Origin of the sequence: Pseudomonas sp. KBS0707, assembly GCF_005937945.2 — a bacterium.
In the GTDB taxonomy this organism is placed as follows: domain Bacteria; phylum Pseudomonadota; class Gammaproteobacteria; order Pseudomonadales; family Pseudomonadaceae; genus Aquipseudomonas; species Aquipseudomonas amygdali.
The window spans coordinates 1,995,644-2,013,783 of record NZ_CP041754.1 but is presented as its reverse complement, the minus strand read 5'-3'; the positions used below and the strand labels follow the sequence as shown (position 1 = coordinate 2,013,783).

General features: G+C 60.0%; 12 protein-coding genes and 1 other RNA gene. 3 read left to right on the top strand and 10 right to left on the bottom strand.

What is annotated here, in order from left to right; all coding sequences use genetic code 11:
- Positions 1-11: 11 nt before the first annotated feature.
- The 4 genes from pdxB to dnaX form a co-directional block, all read right to left on the bottom strand.
- A complete protein-coding gene (gene pdxB, locus FFH21_RS09435; RefSeq protein ID WP_011168214.1) occupies positions 12-1,154 on the bottom strand; it encodes a 4-phosphoerythronate dehydrogenase PdxB in 1,143 nt (380 codons plus the stop codon).
- Between the two features lie 89 nt (positions 1,155-1,243).
- A complete protein-coding gene (gene tusA / locus FFH21_RS09430; RefSeq protein WP_011168213.1) occupies positions 1,244-1,498 on the bottom strand; it encodes a sulfurtransferase TusA in 255 nt (84 codons plus the stop codon).
- A 156-nt stretch (positions 1,499-1,654) separates the two neighbouring features.
- Positions 1,655-1,981 carry a YbaB/EbfC family nucleoid-associated protein gene (locus tag FFH21_RS09425; RefSeq protein WP_002552818.1) on the bottom strand — a complete coding sequence of 109 codons (327 nt, stop codon included), beginning with the start codon at positions 1,979-1,981 and terminating at the stop codon, positions 1,655-1,657.
- 61 nt (positions 1,982-2,042) lie between these two features.
- Positions 2,043-4,256, bottom strand: coding sequence for a DNA polymerase III subunit gamma/tau (dnaX, locus tag FFH21_RS09420; RefSeq protein ID WP_011168212.1), 2,214 nt, complete (start codon positions 4,254-4,256; stop codon positions 2,043-2,045).
- A gap of 109 nt (positions 4,257-4,365) precedes the next feature.
- On the opposite strand from dnaX, the gene FFH21_RS09415 reads away from it, so the two are divergent.
- Together FFH21_RS09415 and acpA are read left to right on the top strand one after the other, a co-directional pair.
- Positions 4,366-5,151 (top strand): ABC transporter substrate-binding protein, encoded by a 786-nt coding sequence (locus FFH21_RS09415; protein ID WP_004667473.1) that lies wholly within the window; start codon positions 4,366-4,368, stop codon positions 5,149-5,151.
- 93 nt (positions 5,152-5,244) lie between these two features.
- Positions 5,245-6,930: an acid phosphatase gene (gene acpA / locus FFH21_RS09410; protein ID WP_011168210.1), complete on the top strand. Its 1,686-nt coding sequence runs from the start codon at positions 5,245-5,247 to the stop codon at positions 6,928-6,930.
- Between the two features lie 17 nt (positions 6,931-6,947).
- Here acpA and FFH21_RS09405 read toward each other — a convergent pair whose 3' ends face one another.
- The gene (locus tag FFH21_RS09405) at positions 6,948-8,072 is read right to left on the bottom strand and encodes a mechanosensitive ion channel family protein (protein ID WP_041924492.1); all 1,125 of its coding nucleotides are present in this window, start codon (positions 8,070-8,072) and stop codon (positions 6,948-6,950) included.
- 303 nt (positions 8,073-8,375) lie between these two features.
- Positions 8,376-8,472, bottom strand: an RNA gene (ffs, locus tag FFH21_RS09400) — signal recognition particle sRNA small type.
- Between the two features lie 226 nt (positions 8,473-8,698).
- Here ffs and FFH21_RS09395 point away from each other — a divergent pair.
- Positions 8,699-9,187: a GNAT family N-acetyltransferase gene (locus FFH21_RS09395; RefSeq protein WP_011168208.1), complete on the top strand. Its 489-nt coding sequence runs from the start codon at positions 8,699-8,701 to the stop codon at positions 9,185-9,187.
- A 52-nt stretch (positions 9,188-9,239) separates the two neighbouring features.
- On the opposite strand, the gene FFH21_RS09390 is transcribed toward FFH21_RS09395, so the two are convergent.
- From FFH21_RS09390 to smc, 4 genes are all read right to left on the bottom strand, one after another.
- The gene (locus tag FFH21_RS09390) at positions 9,240-10,403 is read right to left on the bottom strand and encodes a putative zinc-binding metallopeptidase (protein ID WP_004665850.1); all 1,164 of its coding nucleotides are present in this window, start codon (positions 10,401-10,403) and stop codon (positions 9,240-9,242) included.
- A gap of 635 nt (positions 10,404-11,038) precedes the next feature.
- The gene (ligA, locus tag FFH21_RS09375; RefSeq protein ID WP_004667470.1) at positions 11,039-13,402 is read right to left on the bottom strand and encodes an NAD-dependent DNA ligase LigA; all 2,364 of its coding nucleotides are present in this window, start codon (positions 13,400-13,402) and stop codon (positions 11,039-11,041) included.
- A 129-nt stretch (positions 13,403-13,531) separates the two neighbouring features.
- Positions 13,532-14,401 (bottom strand): cell division protein ZipA, encoded by an 870-nt coding sequence (gene zipA, locus FFH21_RS09370; RefSeq protein ID WP_004665852.1) that lies wholly within the window; start codon positions 14,399-14,401, stop codon positions 13,532-13,534.
- Between the two features lie 250 nt (positions 14,402-14,651).
- Entirely contained in the window at positions 14,652-18,140 is a 3,489-nt protein-coding gene (gene smc, locus FFH21_RS09365) for a chromosome segregation protein SMC (RefSeq protein WP_054072944.1), read from the bottom strand.

Here is an 18,140-nt window from a genome sequence, read left to right as displayed (position 1 = left end):
TTACCGGACGATCAGACCAGTACGGCCCCCAGCGCCCGCACGAGTTGCGCCAGCCCCCCGGACTCACCCTCCAAACGGACCTTCAGACCTTCGATTTCCCGACGTGGCGGGTAATGCTTGCGCAGGGCATCGAAGGCCAGGCGCTGACTGGCAGTGTCGCCGGTGAGGCTGCGCCGAAAGTCTGCATCGTCACGCCGCGGGTCGTACACGCCACGGCACAGCATGTTCAGTGCCCAGACCGGATCGCTTGAAGCATCAAGGCTGACCTGCGCCAGCCACGGCTTGGGCAGCAGATCGTCCAGTTTTATCACCGCAGGCTGCCCCAGGAAGGCACACAGCGCCTGATAGATCTGCGCAGTGCCCCGTTGCCTGCCATCAAGGCTGTAACCGGCGATGTGCGGCGTACCCAGAACGCACAGGTCGGCCAGCGCCACGTTGACCTGCGGCTCACCTTCCCACACATCCAGCACGGCTTGCAGGTCTTCGCGCTCATGCAGCACGTCGTGCAGCGCAGTGTTGTCCACCACGGCACCACGGCTGGCATTGATCAGCCAGGCGCCTTGCCTGAGTTGGCGCAAACGGGTTTCGTCGAGCAGGTGCCAGGTTGCCGACGCCCCGGCCTTGCTCAACGGCGTGTGCAGGCTGATGACGTCACAGCGCTGCAATATCTCGTCAAGGCTGACGAAGTCACCACCTTCGGCAGACTTGCGTGGCGGATCGCAGACCAGTACGTTCCAGCCAAGCGCCTTCAAGACATCGACCAGACGACCACCCACCTGCCCTGCACCGACCACACCGTAAGTACGTTGCGCGAGGTCGACGCCTTCGATTTCAGCCAGGGTCAGCAGGCTGCCGAGCACGTAATCCACCACGCCGCGCGCATTGCAGCCCGGTGCGCTGGCCCACTGGATACCGGCTTGCTGAAACCCGTCCAGATCCAGATGATCGGTGCCGATGGTGCAGGTGCCGACAAACCGCACCGGGCTGCCTTCGAGCAGCTCACGGGTTACGGGTGTCACGGAGCGCACCAGCAGGATGTCGGCGTTCGCCACCGCAGCGCGATCTATGGCGCGTCCCGGCAAACGATGAATCTCACCGAAATGAGCGAAAAAAGCGTCGAGCAGGGGAATATTTTCGTCAGCAACAATGCGCATGGAAGACTCTCTGGGTCTGGCGAACAGGGACCGGTCCCCAGCGGGAACAGGTGCGTCGTGAACCGGCGCGGGTTGCAGCGATGTAACAATCAATCAGGCTTTTTGCGTATCCAGTACAGGAACGTGCCTTCTTCAGCCTGCTCCGCAACCAGCTCATGCCCAAGAAATACACAGAACTTCGGAATATCGCGGCGCGTGGAAGGATCGGTCGCGATCACCTTGAGCAGGCCGCCCGCAGGCAAGTCACGCACCTTTTGATGCAGCATCATCACCGGTTCCGGACAAAACAGGCCGACAGCTTCCAGCACGGCGTCGACGGTGAGGTTTTCAATGGGCTCAGACATGGGGCACTCCAGAGGCGGGTGACGATTGTCGCTCAATTCAGTCGGTCAGGCCAAATACTGATGGTTGTACTGATGCCGAACGGCGGCGCGCAGCAGGACAGCAGACAGAAAAATGCCAGGCACATGGCCTGGCATTGATCGTGACCCAGACGACCGTCAGAACGGCAGTTTCATGCCCGGTGGCAACTGCATGCCCGCGGTCATGGAAGCGGTCTTGTCCTGGCTGGCCTGCTCGATCTTGCGCACGGCGTCGTTGACGGCGGCGGCGATCAGGTCTTCCAGCACTTCCTTGTCTTCCTGCATCAGGCTGTCATCCAGATTGATGCGCTTGACGTCGTGACGACCGGTCATCACGACGCTCACCAGGCCTGCGCCCGATTGACCGGTGACTTCCGCGTTGGCCAGTTCTTCCTGCATCTTGGCCATTTTTTCCTGCATTTGCTGCGCCTGCTTCATCAGGCCAGCCATGCCACCTTTCATCATGGGATATCTCCTCGAAAATGGATGGTTTGTTTGCGCGGCGCCAATGGCGCCCTGTGTTCAGTTATTGAGGCTGCACCGCAGGCGCGTCTACGGGCTGGATAGTATCTTCCCGGATAACAGCGCCAAACTGCTGCAACATCTGCTGGATATACGGGTCGGCCTGGATCGAGGCTTCGGCCTGACGCTGACGCTCGGCACGCAGTCGCGAAGCAGCCTGGGCAGGAGTTTCCTGCTCGGGCTTGATCAGCTCGATACTCAGATTGATCGTGCGACCATGATACTGGTTCAACGCATCGTTCAGGCGGCGCTGCTGGGTTGAGTTGAACAGGGCGCTGTGCGCCGGGTCCAGGTGCAGCAGCCAGCTATCGCCATCGACCGCCATCAAGGTGCAGTTGGCCGCAATGCTGCCGGTCATGCCGGAAATCGGCAATTTGGGGAATACCTCCAGCCAGTCGGCAGCGAGGCCGGTGGCCGGCTTGGCAGCCGGAGCGGGCTCGGGCTCGACCGCTTCAAGCTCGACGACGCTCTCGTGGGCCAGTTCATCCAGATAGCTATAGGACGCCGGGTCGATGTCGATATCCGGCTCGACGTAATCGTCATCCGCTGGCGGCTCGTCATCGCGCCCCATTGGGCCGGAATTCGAAGACATCGAATCCGGATTCATGGACAGATAGGCGGAATCAGGGATGGCTTCAAGCATCGCCGGTGTAACCTGCTGCTCGGCAACCGGCTGCGCAGGTTCCGCCTCCGGCGCATCTGGCACTGGGCTGGCGGGCGCAGGCGTCGGCATTGGCGTGAGGTCTGGCTGTTCGGAGACAGTCTCCAGAACCGGCTCGGCTACCGGTTCTGCAACAGTGCCAGTGTCAGGTGCGGATTCAGCGTTTTTTTCGGCAACCGGTGACTTTGGCTCATTCCACGGCAGATCGACTTCTTCGACCGGCTCGGGCTGAGCTTGCGGCTGTGATTCTGGCTGTGCTGCGGGCTCAGCTCGTACAGCAGCGGTCGGCATCGGGGCGGCGGCTGGCGGCAGCGCTTCGAAGGCCGGATCGGGCGCAGCCATCACCGGTGCAGTTGAAACTGCGGGAGCTACCGATGCAACAGGTGTCGCATCGGCCACTGCTTTTCGGGAATCAACCGTGGCCTGGCTGATCCCCACCGGCTTTAGCGGTTGCCTCGGCGCATCGTAGTTATCGGCCGGGCGGAACGCCAGCATGCGCAGCAGGACCATCTCGAAACCGCCACGCGGATCCGGGGCCAGCGGCAAGTCACGACGACCAATCAGACCCATCTGGTAATAAAACTGCACGTCTTCGGCAGGCAATGCCTGGGCCAGCGCCAACACCCGGTCGCGGTCGCCATGCCCGTTGTCGACGCCTTCGGGCAACGCCTGGGCAATCGCCACGCGGTGCAGAACATTGAGAATTTCCGAGAGCACGCCATTCCAGTCAGGCCCCTGCTCGGCCAGGTGGCGTACCGCCTCCAGCACACCGCGAGCGTCGCCCTCAAGCAACGCAGTCAGCACATCGAACACCTGACCATGATCCAGTGTGCCGAGCATGGCGCGCACATCGGCAGCCATGACCTTGCCTTCACCAAAGGCAATGGCCTGATCGGTCAGGCTCATCGCGTCACGCATCGAACCGTCGGCAGCGCGCCCGAGCAGCCACAGCGCATCGTCTTCGAACGGCACATTCTCGACGCCCAGTACGTGGGTCAGATGTTCGACCACACGTTCGGGCGTCATGTTTTTCAGCGAGAACTGCAGGCAGCGCGACAGAATGGTCGCGGGCAACTTCTGCGGATCGGTGGTAGCGAGGATGAACTTGACGTAGGGCGGCGGCTCTTCAAGCGTCTTGAGCAAGGCGTTGAACGAGTGACTGGAGAGCATGTGCACTTCGTCGATCAGGTAGACCTTGAAGCGACCGCGACTTGGCGCGTACTGCACGTTATCCAGCAGTTCGCGCGTGTCTTCGACCTTGGTGCGGCTGGCGGCGTCGATCTCGATCAGGTCGACGAAACGACCTTCATCGATCTCTTTGCACACCGAGCAAGTGCCACAGGGCGTAGAGGTGATGCCAGTTTCGCAGTTCAGGCACTTGGCGATGATCCGCGCGATAGTGGTCTTGCCGACGCCTCGCGTGCCGGTGAACAAATAGGCATGGTGCAGGCGCTGGCTGTCCAGCGCGTTGATCAGGGCCTTCAACACATGAGCCTGGCCGACCATTTCGCGGAACGAGCGCGGACGCCATTTACGTGCAAGAACCTGATAACTCATTTAAAACCGTCGCAACTGGTAAGCGGAAGACCGCCAATGCTAGCCGAGCAGGGGCAAAATTGCATCTGGTGTCCGCCTCTATTGTGGCTAAGCTGAGCAAATGAATCCAATGACGCGCTTTAAACGGACTTTTGCAGAGCCACGGCTGCCTCGTGCAGCCGTGGCGTGCATGCTGTTGCTGTCGATGCAGACGGTAAGCGCGGCCAAAGGCACTCTGGACTTCGCGGTCAACGAAGGGTGGACCATGCCGATGATGCATATCACCGACTTTCGGCCCGAATCCGGCATTCTGTTCGACATCATGCAAAGCGTTGCGCACCATGTCGGCCTTGAAGCCAGGTACCATGTGATGCCGCGCCTGCGCATCCAGTCGGCGCTTGAGCGTGGCGAAGTAGACATGCATTGCTACAGCTCACAGGCGTGGTATCCCGATCTGTCCGGGGATTACCTCTGGAGCCTGCCGATTCTCTATCAACGCGACTGGCTGGTCGCTTCAGCCGAAACAGCTGCGGGTCCTTACCCGGAGCAGTTCGACAATGAAACCGTCGGCACGGTACTTGGCTACAACTACCCTGCCCTGCAGCATCTTTTCGATAATCATCAACTGATACGTGAAGACGCGCGCACGCAGAACCAGACGCTCGGCAAGCTGATGGCTGGACGCTACAACTACGCCGTGACCAACCAGTTGATCCTTGAATGGACCAATCGAAACCTGCCTGTCGGCAGAAGGCTGAAGCCCATATCGCTGGTCGCAGAGCAGCCTGCGGCCTGCCTGATACGCAACACCCCCGAGCTGCCGACAGGTAAAATCCTGCGCACACTTGTGCAAATGCGCCTGTCGGGCGAGATTCAGCAAATCATCGATCACTACACCGCGCCCACGCCCCCGTGACCCTTCATCTGCGGTGTAGCAATAGCGTCATATTCCGTCGTTACGCTCGCCTGAAATCTTTGGTAATACATTAACCAGCGCGAGTATTTGGCGATGAGCGACAGACCATACGACGAAGACACCAACAACAACCCCAGCCGCCGTCGTTTTCTGGGCGGGATGGCTGCCTTGGGCGCAGGTGTCACGCTGAGCAGCTACGTTTCGGCCCACGAGAAACCGCCCGCCGACAACGACAAGCATCATCATCTTGCCGGGCCGGCGCTGGACCGGGCCTTGCGCGAAAACGTGAAGACCATTGTGGTGATCTACGCCGAGAACCGCAGCTTCAATAACCTGTTCGGCGATTTTCCCGGGGTCCAGAAGCCACTCTCCTCGCTCAGACCTTCCGACTATGAACAGCGCGACCGCGACGGCACGCTATTGTCCAAACTGCCGCCAGCCTGGGGTGGTGTGTTACAGGTCGGGCCGCAAACCGTTGACGGCGTGACCTACCCGGCAGGCGAGCAGTTTCAGAAAGGCCTGCCCAACGCTCCCTTCCCGCTCAAGGGGCCAAACGGCGAAGACCTGCCGCTGAGTCTGGTCACTCGCGACCTGTGGCACGTTTTCTATCAGAATCAGATGCAGATCAACGACGGCCGCAATGATCGATTCGTCGCCTGGGCCGACGCTGGCGGGCTGACCATGGGCAACTATGCACAGACTCAGTACTCGCTGCGCCTGTGGGACGTTGCCTCGGAATTCGTGCTGTGCGACAACTTCTTTCAGGGTGCATTCGGCGGCTCGTTCCTCAACCACCAATACCTGATTTCAGCCACCGCGCCGATTTACCCCAACGCTGCCGAGTCTCCGGCCAAATCGCAGATCGCAACCCTGCAGAGCTTCAACCCGCAGGACCCGCGCCTCAAGCCACTGGACAAGTCGCCTGCCAGCGCAATGGAGGGGCCACCGCAGTTCGGTCCCAGCGCCATTACCCCGGACAACTACGCCGTCAACACCATGGCCCCGCCCTACTGGCCAACCTGGCTGCGCGACCCGCAGAACCCTGATTACTCGAAACCGGATCTGCCCAACGTGCTGGTTCCGCAAAGCCACGAACACATCGGCGACAAACTGTCGAAAAGAAATGTCGACTGGGCCTGGTACGCTGGGGCCTGGCAAGTGACGCTGGACGAGTTCAAGGACTCCACGGGAATCCCGAAAATCCCTAACTTTCAATACCATCACCAGCCGTTCAACTACTTCAAGCAACAGGGTCCGCAAAACCCTGAAGAACGCAAAAAACGTTTGCGTGACGGCGGCCTGGGTGACGAGTCCAGCACCAACCGTTTCCTCGCCGATGCCGAAGCCGGCAAGTTGCCCGCGGTAACCTTCTACAAGCCCCAGGGCAACCTGAACATGCACGCCGGTTATGCCGACGTGGCTGCGGGTGACCGGCACATAGACCGGGTGATCAAGGTGCTGCGCAAGAGCCCGCAATGGGACAACATGGTGATCGTCGTGACTGTGGACGAAAACGGCGGCTGGTGGGACCACGTCGCACCGCCCAAAGGCGACCGCTTCGGCCCCGGCACGCGTATTCCGGCGCTGGTCATTTCACCCTTCGCCCGCAAAGGCAAGGTGGACCACACGGTATACGATACGGCCTCGATTCTGCGCCTGATTACCCGTGTTCACGGCCTGGAAAAGCTCGACGGGCTGAAGCGCCGCGACGACGCCATGATCGCGCGCGGCCAGGCTCCCATGGGCGACCTGACCAACGCATTGCACTTTCCTGCCTGATTCCGTCGCTGTAGCGCTCAGGTACTCGCGTCGGCTGCCTCCAGTGCAGTCGGACGCGACGTCTTGACCGGTGGCAGGGACGCCACATACACCGTGCGGGACGGGAACGCGAAACGCACATCCAGTTTGGCGAAGGCCTCCATGATGTCCAGATTGATCGCCTGCTGCACATCCATATAAACGTTGTAGCTGGGGTCGAGAACGATAAAGACGGTCTCGAACTCCAGTGATGTTTCGCCAAAACCACGGAAATGCGAGCGGTCGAAACGGGCGAGTTTCTGCGCGTTGATGATCGTTTCTACTTTCTTTGGCACTTCCCGTATCTGATCGACAGAGCAGTCATACGTGAGCCTGAATTCGAAGACAATGCGCCGCTCCTGCAAGCGTTTGTAGTTCTGAATGGTGTTGTTGATCATGTCGGCGTTGGCCATCACGATCTGCTCGCCGCCCAGGCTGCGGATGCGCGTGGTCTTCAGACCGACATGTTCGACCGTACCGGACAGCGCGCCAACCACAATGAAATCGCCCACTTCAAAAGGCTTGTCCACTGCGATGGAGAGCGAGGCAAACACATCACCCAGAATGTTCTGCACCGCCAGCGCAACCGCAATACCGCCCACCCCGAGGCTGGCCACAAACGCAGTGATATTGACCCCGACGTTCGACAACATCGCCATGACCACCGTGGCCCACAGCAACACTTTCGCGCCCCACAGGCTCAAAGTTGCCAGCGCACTGCCCTGATAGGTGCCGCCAGCGTTGTGACGTACAAAGTAGCGCTGCAGCGCGAGCGCAATTGCCCTGTTCGCCCACAACCCGACCTGCAATGCAGCAACCACGAACCACAGACTGCTGACCCGCCCAAGCCAGCGCTCCGGCAGATCGAGCATGCCCACCCCGATCAGAATCGAAGCCAGCAGTAACAGTGTATTGCTGGTGCCCGACAGCACCTGCACCACGATGTAGCGCATATGCGTGCTGGGCGAATCAGGCCGCGAGCGCATCTTTCGGAGCACAAAACCGATAACCCCCCTGACCAGAATAAAACTCATGGTCGAGGCGAACACAGCGAGTATCCAGTTGGCGAGCGAAATGCCCAAAAATTGCGAGTCTGTGAAAAATCTGATGATGTCCTGTTCCATCCAGCCCCCGGCTCCACTGCTACGAGACGCCTGACCGAAAAGCCCGTGACACCCGCAGCGACCTGAATTGCCCCTTGCCGTAAAACGGTTTCAAGCGACGCGTAAGGGGTTAGGTGGCACATGGTGCCGAGGGTTCAGACGAATTCGGATCGCATTACCAGCAGCTTTCACATCGGGCATGACAGACAGGCGCAGGAACAGCTAACGCACTCGGCATACGGAGACGGTTAGGTGGTAATCGGGGAGGCGGAGATTTCAGTGCAACTACGTCGAGGGCCGACTAAGGATTCGTTAAGGTGGTGCCCCCACCAGCCACACCCCGGCACACAATGTTCCCGCTGTGGCTGCTTCCTTCCGGATCTGACCAGGTTCACGGGTAATCGTTGCGGGGGGACCGATGGGGTCACCATAACGACACTCACCAGTTGGCGAGCCGCGCCATTGTACCGGTCTGGCGTGAGTTTACAACCGTTGGTTCGGATAAAAATTTCGAGGGGGCTCAAGCACTTGTGTGCAGGGGCTGAAACGCAAAGCTGCATCGGCCGTTGATGTCACAAATCCTCGAAAGCTCCTTATTCGATCCTGTACCCTACCCGCCTTAACAATAATCAGCCAGCAGGTTGCTCATGCAGACTCGATTGGTCGACTACCACGACCTTAACGCCTCTCAACGCCAACAGCTCGGATACCTTGAGGTGACGCGGGAGCAGACACAGTTCTCCGGTGATATTTACACCGCGCTCAATACTCTGCTGGTCAACCCCAGCCCGAATGTTTGCGGCTTTGTGCTGCTGGGCGACGACAAGCCGGTGGGTTTTTTCCTGCTCAAGCGTGGCGACTGTCTGCCGCACTGGGCTCAGGAGGAGCTGGCTGCGACGCTGCATGCGTTGCAAATGGATCATCACGAACAGGGCAAGGGGCTAGGCAAAGCGTGCTTGCAGGCGTTGCCTGCGGCGCTAAGCCTGAAGTGGCCAGACATCACGCATTTGATGCTCTCGGTAGATGCAGATAATAGCGCTGCTATCGGGCTTTATTCAGGTCAGGGCTGGGTGGACACCGGAGAGGCTTACCGCGGAAGGATCGGTTTTGAGCGCAGGCTGGTGCTGAAGCTTTGATACGGCGTTTGAACACGCGCCTGACATCCAGCGATGTCAGGCGCTGTCTGGGTTACTGAGCCTGCAACACCTCGTCGGCCTTGCCACCCGCATCCTGAATCACCAAGTGGATGAAATGCAGCTTGGCGATTACCGCAGGAGGCAGCACGAATGGATAGAAGTCCGGCTGACCCATACTGCGTGACAGCTCGTTGAGCATGCTGGCCAGTTCGATCCAGGCGTTGACGAACGACAGGAACGCCGGGCCGCCTGGGTGCTGTGGATCGTAGAGCACTTCCAGCGGGAATGGCTGGTAGTCCAGCTCCATGTCGCGCGCGCTCATGCCAAAACCCAAGGCAGTGTCGACCGCGTCCATCATGTGCAGGTAGTGAGCCCAGGTTTCGGCCCAGTCTTCCCACGGGTGCATGGTGGCGTAAGCACTGACAAAGCTTTCCTGCCAGTTGTCGGGCGCGCCGTTTTTATAGTGGTGATCAAGCGCATCGGCGTAGCTGGCGCGCTCGTCGCCGAACAGATTGCGGCAACCGTCCTGCCAGTGGGTATTGGCGATCAGTCGATCCCAGTAATAATGGCCAACTTCATGGCGGAAATGGCCGAGCAAGGTGCGGTAGGGTTCGTGCATCTGCACGCGCATCGCTTCGCGGTGAGCGTCGTCGGCTTCCTCGATGTTAAGGGTAATCAGGCCATTGGCGTGGCCAGTGGTCGGCAGCTTGCCTTCCAGATCGACACCGACAAAGTCAAAGGTCAGGCCGGCTTCTTCATCGACGCTCTTGGGGATGACCTGCAGCCCCAGGGAAATCAGCTGCGCAACCAGACGACGCTTGGCGGTCTCGACCTTGCGCCAGCGCTCACCGTTTTCGGCGATGGACAGGTCGGGAATGGTGCGATTGAGGCTGCACGCAACGCAAAACTCACCGGCGTTGTGCTCCGGAAACAGCCAGTTACAGGCTGCCGGGGTATCGAGGTTGGCGCAACGTCGATACAGACCAGCACCCGGCTCGTCGCTCAGGCGCCAGGTAGGCTCAGGCCCCGCTTCAAGCGTAGCCACGCGGCCCTGCTCCGGCAGGTAACCCAGCGCAGCCGAACAGGCCAGGCATTGGGAATTGGGGAAAAACACCGACTGGCCGCATGTGCACTGCCAGACCTTGCTGTTACGTTTGGACTCGCCGACAAATGGGGCGGTAATGCGTGAACTCAATTGCTCGAAAAAGCGATACATGGCGATCTCCCGTTGGCCTTGCATGGACTAGATCATGCCTACGCTTCAGGGGTTCAAAATATTATCGAACGGTGGGGACGGATAGCGTCGACAGCGTTTGCGTGGGCGAAAACGGTGCGTCGCACGGTAGTTGAGATTATCGTTCCGCACGCTCCAGCGTGGGAATGCCGTGCGTGACGCTCTGCGTCACAGATCTACGCCGCACCATCACATTCAAGACCGGACGCAGAGCGTCCAGAACGGCATGCAACGCGGAGCGTCGCACGATAATCAAGACATGCCTAAGCAGAGCATCGCACGGTAGCTAAGATTATCGTTCCGCACGCTCCAGCGAGGGAATGCCGTGCGTGACGCTCTGCGTCACAGATATGCGCTGCGCCGCACGCTCAAGATCGGACGCAGAGCGTCCAGAACGGCATGCGACGCGGAGCGTCGCACGATGATCAAGACATGCCTAAGCGGAGCATCGCACGGTAGTTGGGATTATCGTTCCGCACGCTCCAGCGTGGGAATGCAGTGCGTGACGCTCTGCGTCACAGATATGCGCTGCGCCGCACGCTCAAGATCGGACGCAGAGCGTCCAGAACGGCATGCGACGCGGAGCGCACGATAATCAAGTGGAGCGTCGGCCTGCCTCAGTCAACCGCCACGCCCAGTTCGGTCAGGCGTTTGAGCAGCGCATCTTCGTCCAGTACGGTCAGCCCCAGCTCGTTGGCCTTGGTCAGTTTCGAGCCTGCACCGGGGCCTGCAACCACGGTGTGGGTCTTGGCCGAGACCGAGCCGGAGACTTTGGCACCAAGGCTTTCGAGTTTTTCCTTGGCGACGTCGCGACTCATGCGTTCCAGCGACCCCGTCAGTACCCAGGTCTGCCCGGCCAGCGGCAAGCCTTCGACGGTTTTTTTCTCGCTGCGCCAGTGCATGCCGAAGTCTTTGAGCTGGGCTTCTATGGCGCGTGCACGCTCGGCATGTGCGCTGTCGTCGAAGAAATCACGGACTGATTTGGCCTGCTTCTCCGGCAGCGTCTGGCGCATGTCCAGCCAATCGGCGCTGATGATGGCCTCCAGCGTGCCGAATCTGTCAGCCAGTTTTTGTGCAGCGCCCGGCCCTACCGACGGGATATGTAATTTGTCGATCAGCCCTTCGAGCGTAGTGCTGGCCGCAAACTCGGCGCCCAACTCGCCCTGGTCCTGCAATTGCAGTCCACATTCGCCCAACAGCGCATCAATGACGTTACGGTTGTGCTCGTCTTCGAAGAAGCTGTGAATTTCGTAGGCGACTTCCAGACCGACATCCGGCAGGTACGTCAGGACTTCCGGCAATGCCTGTTTGACGCGGTCCAGAGACGCCAGCGAACGCGCCAGCACCTTGGCCGTCTCCTCGCCCACATCGGGAATGCCCAGGGCATAGATGAAGCGCGCCAGGGTCGGCTGTCGGCTGTCGGCAATCGCCTTGAGCAGCTTGTTGCTGGAAATTTCGGCAAAGCCTTCCAGGTCGATGATTTGTTCGTATTTCAACTTGTACAGGTCGGCGGGCGAGCCAATGAGTTTTTCATCGACCAGTTGCTCGATGGTCTTGTCTCCCAACCCTTCAATGTCCATCGCACGACGTGACACATAGTGGATGATCGCCTGTTTGAGTTGCGCACCGCAGGCCAGACGCCCGACGCAGCGATACACCGCACCTTCGGTGACGGTTTCCTTGCCCTTGCTGCGTTTGATCAACTGCGTGCGCTCGACATGCGAGCCGCACACCGGGCAGGTCTGTGGAACCTGCACCGCCCTGGCATTCTCGGGGCGGCGCTCGGCAACCACCTGCACCACTTGAGGAATCACGTCACCGGCACGACGTATGATCACCGTGTCGCCAATCATCAAGCCGAGCCGCGCCACTTCATCCATGTTGTGCAGCGTGGCGTTGGCGACCATGACACCCGCCACCTTGACTGGCTTGAGGCGCGCGACCGGCGTTACCGCACCGGTACGGCCTACCTGGAACTCGACATCCAGCAACTCGGTCAGCTCTTCCATGGCAGGGAATTTATGGGCGATCGCCCAGCGTGGCTCGCGGGCGCGAAAGCCCAGTTCGCGCTGCGCAGCCAGGTTGTTGACCTTGAACACCACACCGTCGATCTCGTAGCTCAGCGTCAGGCGCCGCTCACCGATATCGCGGTAATAGTCCAGACACTCCTCGACGCCATTCGCCAGCTTCAGCTCGTGACTGACCGGCATGCCCCATTTTTTCAACGTTTCAAGCACACCGATGTGAGTGTCGGCGATTTCCGCCGAAGTCTGCCCCAGGCCATAGCAGCAGAATTCCAGCGGACGATTGGCAGTGATTTTCGAGTCCAGCTGGCGCAGGCTGCCCGCCGCCGCATTGCGCGGGTTGGCGAAGGTCTTGCCGCCGATTTCCAGCTGGCTGGCGTTGAGCCGCTCGAAACCTGCCTTGGACATGAACACTTCGCCGCGCACTTCCAGCACATCCGGCCAGCCCTTGCCTTTCAGCTTGAGCGGGATGTTCCGCACGGTGCGTACATTGACGCTGATATCCTCGCCGGTGGTCCCGTCCCCACGCGTCGCACCGCGTACCAGCGCACCATCGCGATACAGCAGGCTGACTGCCAGACCGTCCAGCTTGGGCTCGCAGCTGTACTGCACCTTGCTGCCCGCACCAAACAGGTCCCCGGCAGGCAAGTCCAGCCCTTCGGTTACCCGCCGGTCAAACTCGAGCATGTCGTTTTCTTCGAAAGCGTTGCCCAGGCTGAGCATCGGCATTTCGTGCCGCACCTGGGTGAACGCCGACAAAGCGGCACTGCCGACCCGTTGCGTCGGCGAATCCGGCGTGACCAGATGCGGGTTTTCTGCCTCAAGGGCCTTGAGTTCGTGAAACAGGCGGTCGTACTCGACATCCGGGATGCTGGGCTCATCCAGCACGTGATAGCGGTAGTTGTGCTCATCCAGCTCTGCACGCAGTTCCAGGATTCGGGTTTCGACGGCCTTCATACGGTGTTCTCTCAAAAAGCAAAAGAGCAGCCGAGGCTGCTCAATCTGTTGGCTCTGATCTGTTCAAGCCCAGGTCCCGAAAAGGCCTGCCGGAGCATGCTCTTGATCGGGACGTGGACAAGGATTCGCTTAACCGCGACGCTGAGTCAGCGCACGGCGCTCGAATTCAACAATGCGCTGACGGTAATGCTCGATGGTTTGCGCGGTCATGACGCTGCGCTGGTCATCTTTCAGTTCGCCATCCAGTTCATGGGCCAGCTTGCGGGCTGCGGCAACCATGACGTCGAAGGCCTGCTTGGGATGACGCGGGCCTGGCAAACCAAGGAAGAAGCTCACGGCACGGGTGCTGAAATGGTCGATATCGTCCAGATCGAACACGCCGGGCTTGACCGCATTGGCCATCGAAAACAGCACCTCGCCGTTGCCTGCCATGCTTTCGTGACGGTGGAAAATATCCATCTCGCCAAAACGCAGACCGCTTTCCAGAATGTTCTGCAACAACGCAGGCCCCTTGAAGCCGCCTTCACTGCGCGAAATAACGCTGATGACCAGCACTTCCTCGACCGGAGGCAGGTCCTTGTCCTCAGTGATGCGCTGGGCAGGCTTGTCGTCCGGGAAGTCATCGTCACGCCCGGTGAACAGGCTCGGGCCGTCCAGATCCAGATTCAGGTCACCCTGCTGCGGTTCATCCTTGCGCTTCTTGTCGCTGTTGCCACGCTTGTCACTGTTGCTGCGCTTGCCCTCACGCGGGCTGGCGCTCATCGACGGCAAATCATGCTCATCGAGTTGCGGCTCCTTGTGGGTGTCCAGCACCCGGGGCGGCCCGAGCACTTCGGCCGACGTGGTTTCCTCCTCATCCGGAAGATTGGAGAAGCTTCGATCCAGCCTGAATTTCAATTTACCTTTGCTGCCGCGCATACGGCGCCAGCCATCAAAAAGAATACCGGCAATGACTATTATGCCGATGACGATCAGCCACTCGCGCAGACCGATTTCCATGTAATCCAGTGCCTCTAATGAAGAAATCTGAAAATAAGGGCCTAAACCCCTTTAATACGTGGTGCCAAGTCTATGTTCTGACTGGCAATTTGCCCACGCGAAAATAAAAAGTGGTCACTAAGCTAGCACGACCAAAGGCAACTTTACACCGTCCGTTACGTCTCTTCGCCGCCCAAAGTGCCATCTATCACACAACCGTCACATTTTCAGGCGCTTACGCAGCCATTTCGCCGCTGAATCAGGCCCGAACTCAGGCGTCCACCAGCGCCATCGCTTGCTCTACATCCACCGCTACCAGCCGCGAACAGCCTGGTTCATGCATCGTCACACCCATCAATTGGTCAGCCATTTCCATGGCGATCTTGTTGTGGGTGATGTAGATGAACTGAACAGTTTGTGACATTTCTTTCACTAACCGCGCATAGCGACCCACGTTGGCGTCATCCAGCGGCGCATCCACCTCATCAAGCATGCAAAACGGCGCAGGATTGAGTTTGAAAATGGCAAAAACCAGCGCCAGTGCAGTCAAGGCTTTTTCCCCACCCGACAGCAGATGAATGGTGCTGTTCTTCTTGCCGGGAGGGCGCGCCATGATTGTCACCCCTGTATCGAGTAAATCTTCGCCCGTCAGTTCCAAATAAGCGGAGCCACCACCGAAAACTTTTGGGAAAAGTGCCTGAATTCCGCTATTTATCTGATCGAAGGTATCTTTGAAGCGGTTTCGGGTTTCTTTATCGATCTTGCGGATGACGTTTTCCAGCGTGTCGAGTGCTTCCACCAGATCAGCATCCTGCGCATCCAGATAACGCTTGCGTTCGGATTGCTGCTGGTACTCGTCAATGGCGGCAAGGTTGATCGCCCCCAGACGCTGAATACGCCCGGCGATGCTCTCCAGTTGCTGCTCGGCCGCCTGCTCGCTGGCATCAGGGGTCAACGTGGCGAGCACGCCGTGCAGGTCGTAGCCTTCCTCGTGCAATTGGTCCTGCAACGTCGTGCGGCGCACCGTCAGCGACTGCCATTCCAGACGTTGCTGCTCAAGCTGACCGCGCAGCAGTTGCGACTGCTGTTCGGCCTGGGTCCGGCGCTTTTCGGCTTCACGCAATTCGCGGTCAGCGTCTTCGAGGGCGTTCTTGGCGATGCGCATTTCATCATCGACCACCATGCGCCGCTCCAGCAGCTCTTCAAGCTTGAGGCGCAGCTCTTCAAGCGGTGCCTCGCCCTCCTCCAGATTCAGACTCAGTTGCTCGCGTTTTTCGGTCAGCCTTTCGGACTGCATGCGCAGGCGCTCCAGCGCCTGACGCGTCGAATCGTACTGCGCCTTGAGCGAGCCCAGACGCACCGCCAGTTGATGACTGTGATCCTTGTGCTGCCGCGCATCCTGACGAATCCTATCCAGACGCTCACGCAGCGCATCACGCTGCGCCTGAAGCACTTCGCGCTGTTCGGTATCCTGCGCCATGCTGTCCAGTGCATCCTGCAATTGCAGGCGCGATTCGCCGAGGTGCTCGTGCTCGACAGCGCGTTGCTCGCCCAGCTCGGCCAGCTCTTCGTCCAGACGAGTACGACGCAGGGTCAACTGCTCGACCTTGACCCTGACCGCCGACAGTTGCGCCTTCAACTCGCTTTGCTGACGGGTTTCGTCCTGCACGCGGCGGCGCAGCTGCTCGCGGGCTTCTTCCTGCTGCGATTGTTGCTCGCGCAGCACCAGCAATTGCTCTTCAAGCGTAGCCAGCGTCGCTTCGCGCTCATCACGCTCCAGGCCCAGCCTTTGTAACTCCTGCCCCCGCGCCAGCACGCCACTCTGCGCCTCGCTGGCACGTCGCACACGTAAAAAGTGCCGCCCGACCCAATAGCCGTCACGGCTGATCAGGCTTTGTCCGGCGCTGAGTTGTGCACGTCGCGCCAGCGCTTCGTCCAGATCCTCGACTGGAATCACCTGCCCCAACCAGGCCGACAGATCAACCGTACTGTCCACTTTCTCCAGCAGGCTGCCAGGCACCCGTACCGTATCGGCGCCGGCGCTGAGCAAGCGCAGATCACCCTGCTGGAAGTTCGCCAGATCAAGCGCGTCGAAGTCATCCACCAGCACCGCCTGCAAATCCGCGCCGAGCACGGTCTCCACCGCCAGCTCCCAGCCCGCTTCAACGCTCAGCCCTTCGGCCAGACGCGGGCGCTCGGCCAGTTGCTGATCGCGCAGCCATTCGGCGGTGCCGGTATCCGGGTCAAGTGCCGCCTGTTGCAGCGCTTCCAGGGAAGCCAAACGCCCGTTGAGACGTTGCAGCTCGCCCTGCGCCTGCTGTTGCGCCTGACTGGCCTGCTGCAGAGCTTCACGCAATTGCTCAAGACGCTCGACCGCCTGCTCTTCGCCTGCGTGCAGCTCTTCAAGGGTCATGTCACGGGTGGCGAGGTCTTCGCTCAGTTCCAGAATGGCCGCATCTTCAGGATCGGCGGCCAGCAACTGACGCTCTTCGGCCAGACGCCGCTGGCGTTCGGCCAGGCGTTCGATGCTTTGTTCAAGTTGCTGAATGCGCGACTGCTGGACCTGCGCCTGGCGCTGTGGCTCGGCGGATTGCTGATTGAAGACGTCCCACTTCTCCTGCCAGCCCTGCATGGCCGCTTCGGCGTCTTCCAGGGCAATGGCCGATTCTTCGGCGGCGGCGCTGGTCATTTCCTGCTCGGACTCAAGCATCTCCAGCTCTTCGCCCAGGGTGGCAAGCAAGGTGGTGTCGTGGCCGAGATGGGATTCGGTTTCCTGGCGGGCGCGCTCTGCTTCGCGCAGGTCGTCCTGCAATTGACGCAGCCGCTGCTGACCGTGCTGGATGCTCTGCTCGACGCGGGCGATGTCGCCACCGACCGAATAAAAACGGCCCTGCACCAGGTTGAAGCGTTCGGACAGATCATGATGGCCGTCGCGCAGCCTTTCGATGCTGGCATCGGCGCTGCGCTGATTAGCCACCAGCGCTTCAAAACCGATCTCCTGATTGCCGATCACTGCCTCGCGCTGCCCCACCAGATCATTCAGCGCCTGCCAGCGCAGGGCCGACAGTTGCGCCTTCAACTGGCGTTCTTCGGCCTTGTATTCCTGATACTTCTCGGCGGCCTGAGCCTGCCGGTGCAGACGCTCCAACTGACGCTCGAGTTCTTCCCGAAGGTCAGTCAGGCGCGCCAGGTTCTCGTGGGTGCGGCGAATACGGTTTTCGGTTTCCCGACGGCGCTCCTTGTATTTGGAGATCCCGGCGGCTTCTTCGATAAAGTTGCGCAGGTCTTCCGGCTTGGCTTCGATCAGCTTGGAGATCATCCCCTGCTCGATGATCGAATAGCTGCGCGGCCCCAGGCCGGTGCCAAGGAAGATGTCGGTAATGTCGCGACGGCGGCATTTGGTGCCGTTGAGGTAGTAGCTGTTCTGGCTGTCGCGCGTCACTTTGCGGCGAATGGAGATTTCCGCATACGCCGCGTACTCGCCGACCAGGGTGCCGTCGGAGTTATCGAACACCAGCTCGATACTCGCCTGGCTGACCGGTTTGCGGCTGGTGGAGCCATTGAAGATGACGTCGGTCATCGACTCGCCGCGCAGGTTCTTGGCCGAGCTTTCGCCCATGACCCAGCGCACGGCGTCGATGATGTTGGATTTGCCACAGCCATTGGGGCCGACAACGGCCGCCATGTTACTGGGGAAGTTCACCGTGGTGGGATCGACGAACGACTTGAACCCTGCCAGCTTGATGCACTTCAGGCGCAT

Coding starts and splice junctions, on each gene's coding strand:
- FFH21_RS09390 (WP_004665850.1), bottom strand. CDS start 10,403: ATGTATCGCTTTTTCGAGCAATTGAGTTCACGCATTACCGCCCCATTT.
- dnaX (WP_011168212.1), bottom strand. CDS start 4,256: ATGAGTTATCAGGTTCTTGCACGTAAATGGCGTCCGCGCTCGTTCCGC.
- tusA (WP_011168213.1), bottom strand. CDS start 1,498: ATGTCTGAGCCCATTGAAAACCTCACCGTCGACGCCGTGCTGGAAGCT.
- pdxB (WP_011168214.1), bottom strand. CDS start 1,154: ATGCGCATTGTTGCTGACGAAAATATTCCCCTGCTCGACGCTTTTTTC.
- zipA (WP_004665852.1), bottom strand. CDS start 14,401: ATGGAAATCGGTCTGCGCGAGTGGCTGATCGTCATCGGCATAATAGTC.
- smc (WP_054072944.1), bottom strand. CDS start 18,140: ATGCGCCTGAAGTGCATCAAGCTGGCAGGGTTCAAGTCGTTCGTCGAT.
- FFH21_RS09395 (WP_011168208.1), top strand. CDS start 8,699: ATGCAGACTCGATTGGTCGACTACCACGACCTTAACGCCTCTCAACGC.
- FFH21_RS09415 (WP_004667473.1), top strand. CDS start 4,366: ATGACGCGCTTTAAACGGACTTTTGCAGAGCCACGGCTGCCTCGTGCA.
- FFH21_RS09425 (WP_002552818.1), bottom strand. CDS start 1,981: ATGATGAAAGGTGGCATGGCTGGCCTGATGAAGCAGGCGCAGCAAATG.
- FFH21_RS09405 (WP_041924492.1), bottom strand. CDS start 8,072: ATGGAACAGGACATCATCAGATTTTTCACAGACTCGCAATTTTTGGGC.
- acpA (WP_011168210.1), top strand. CDS start 5,245: ATGAGCGACAGACCATACGACGAAGACACCAACAACAACCCCAGCCGC.
- ligA (WP_004667470.1), bottom strand. CDS start 13,402: ATGAAGGCCGTCGAAACCCGAATCCTGGAACTGCGTGCAGAGCTGGAT.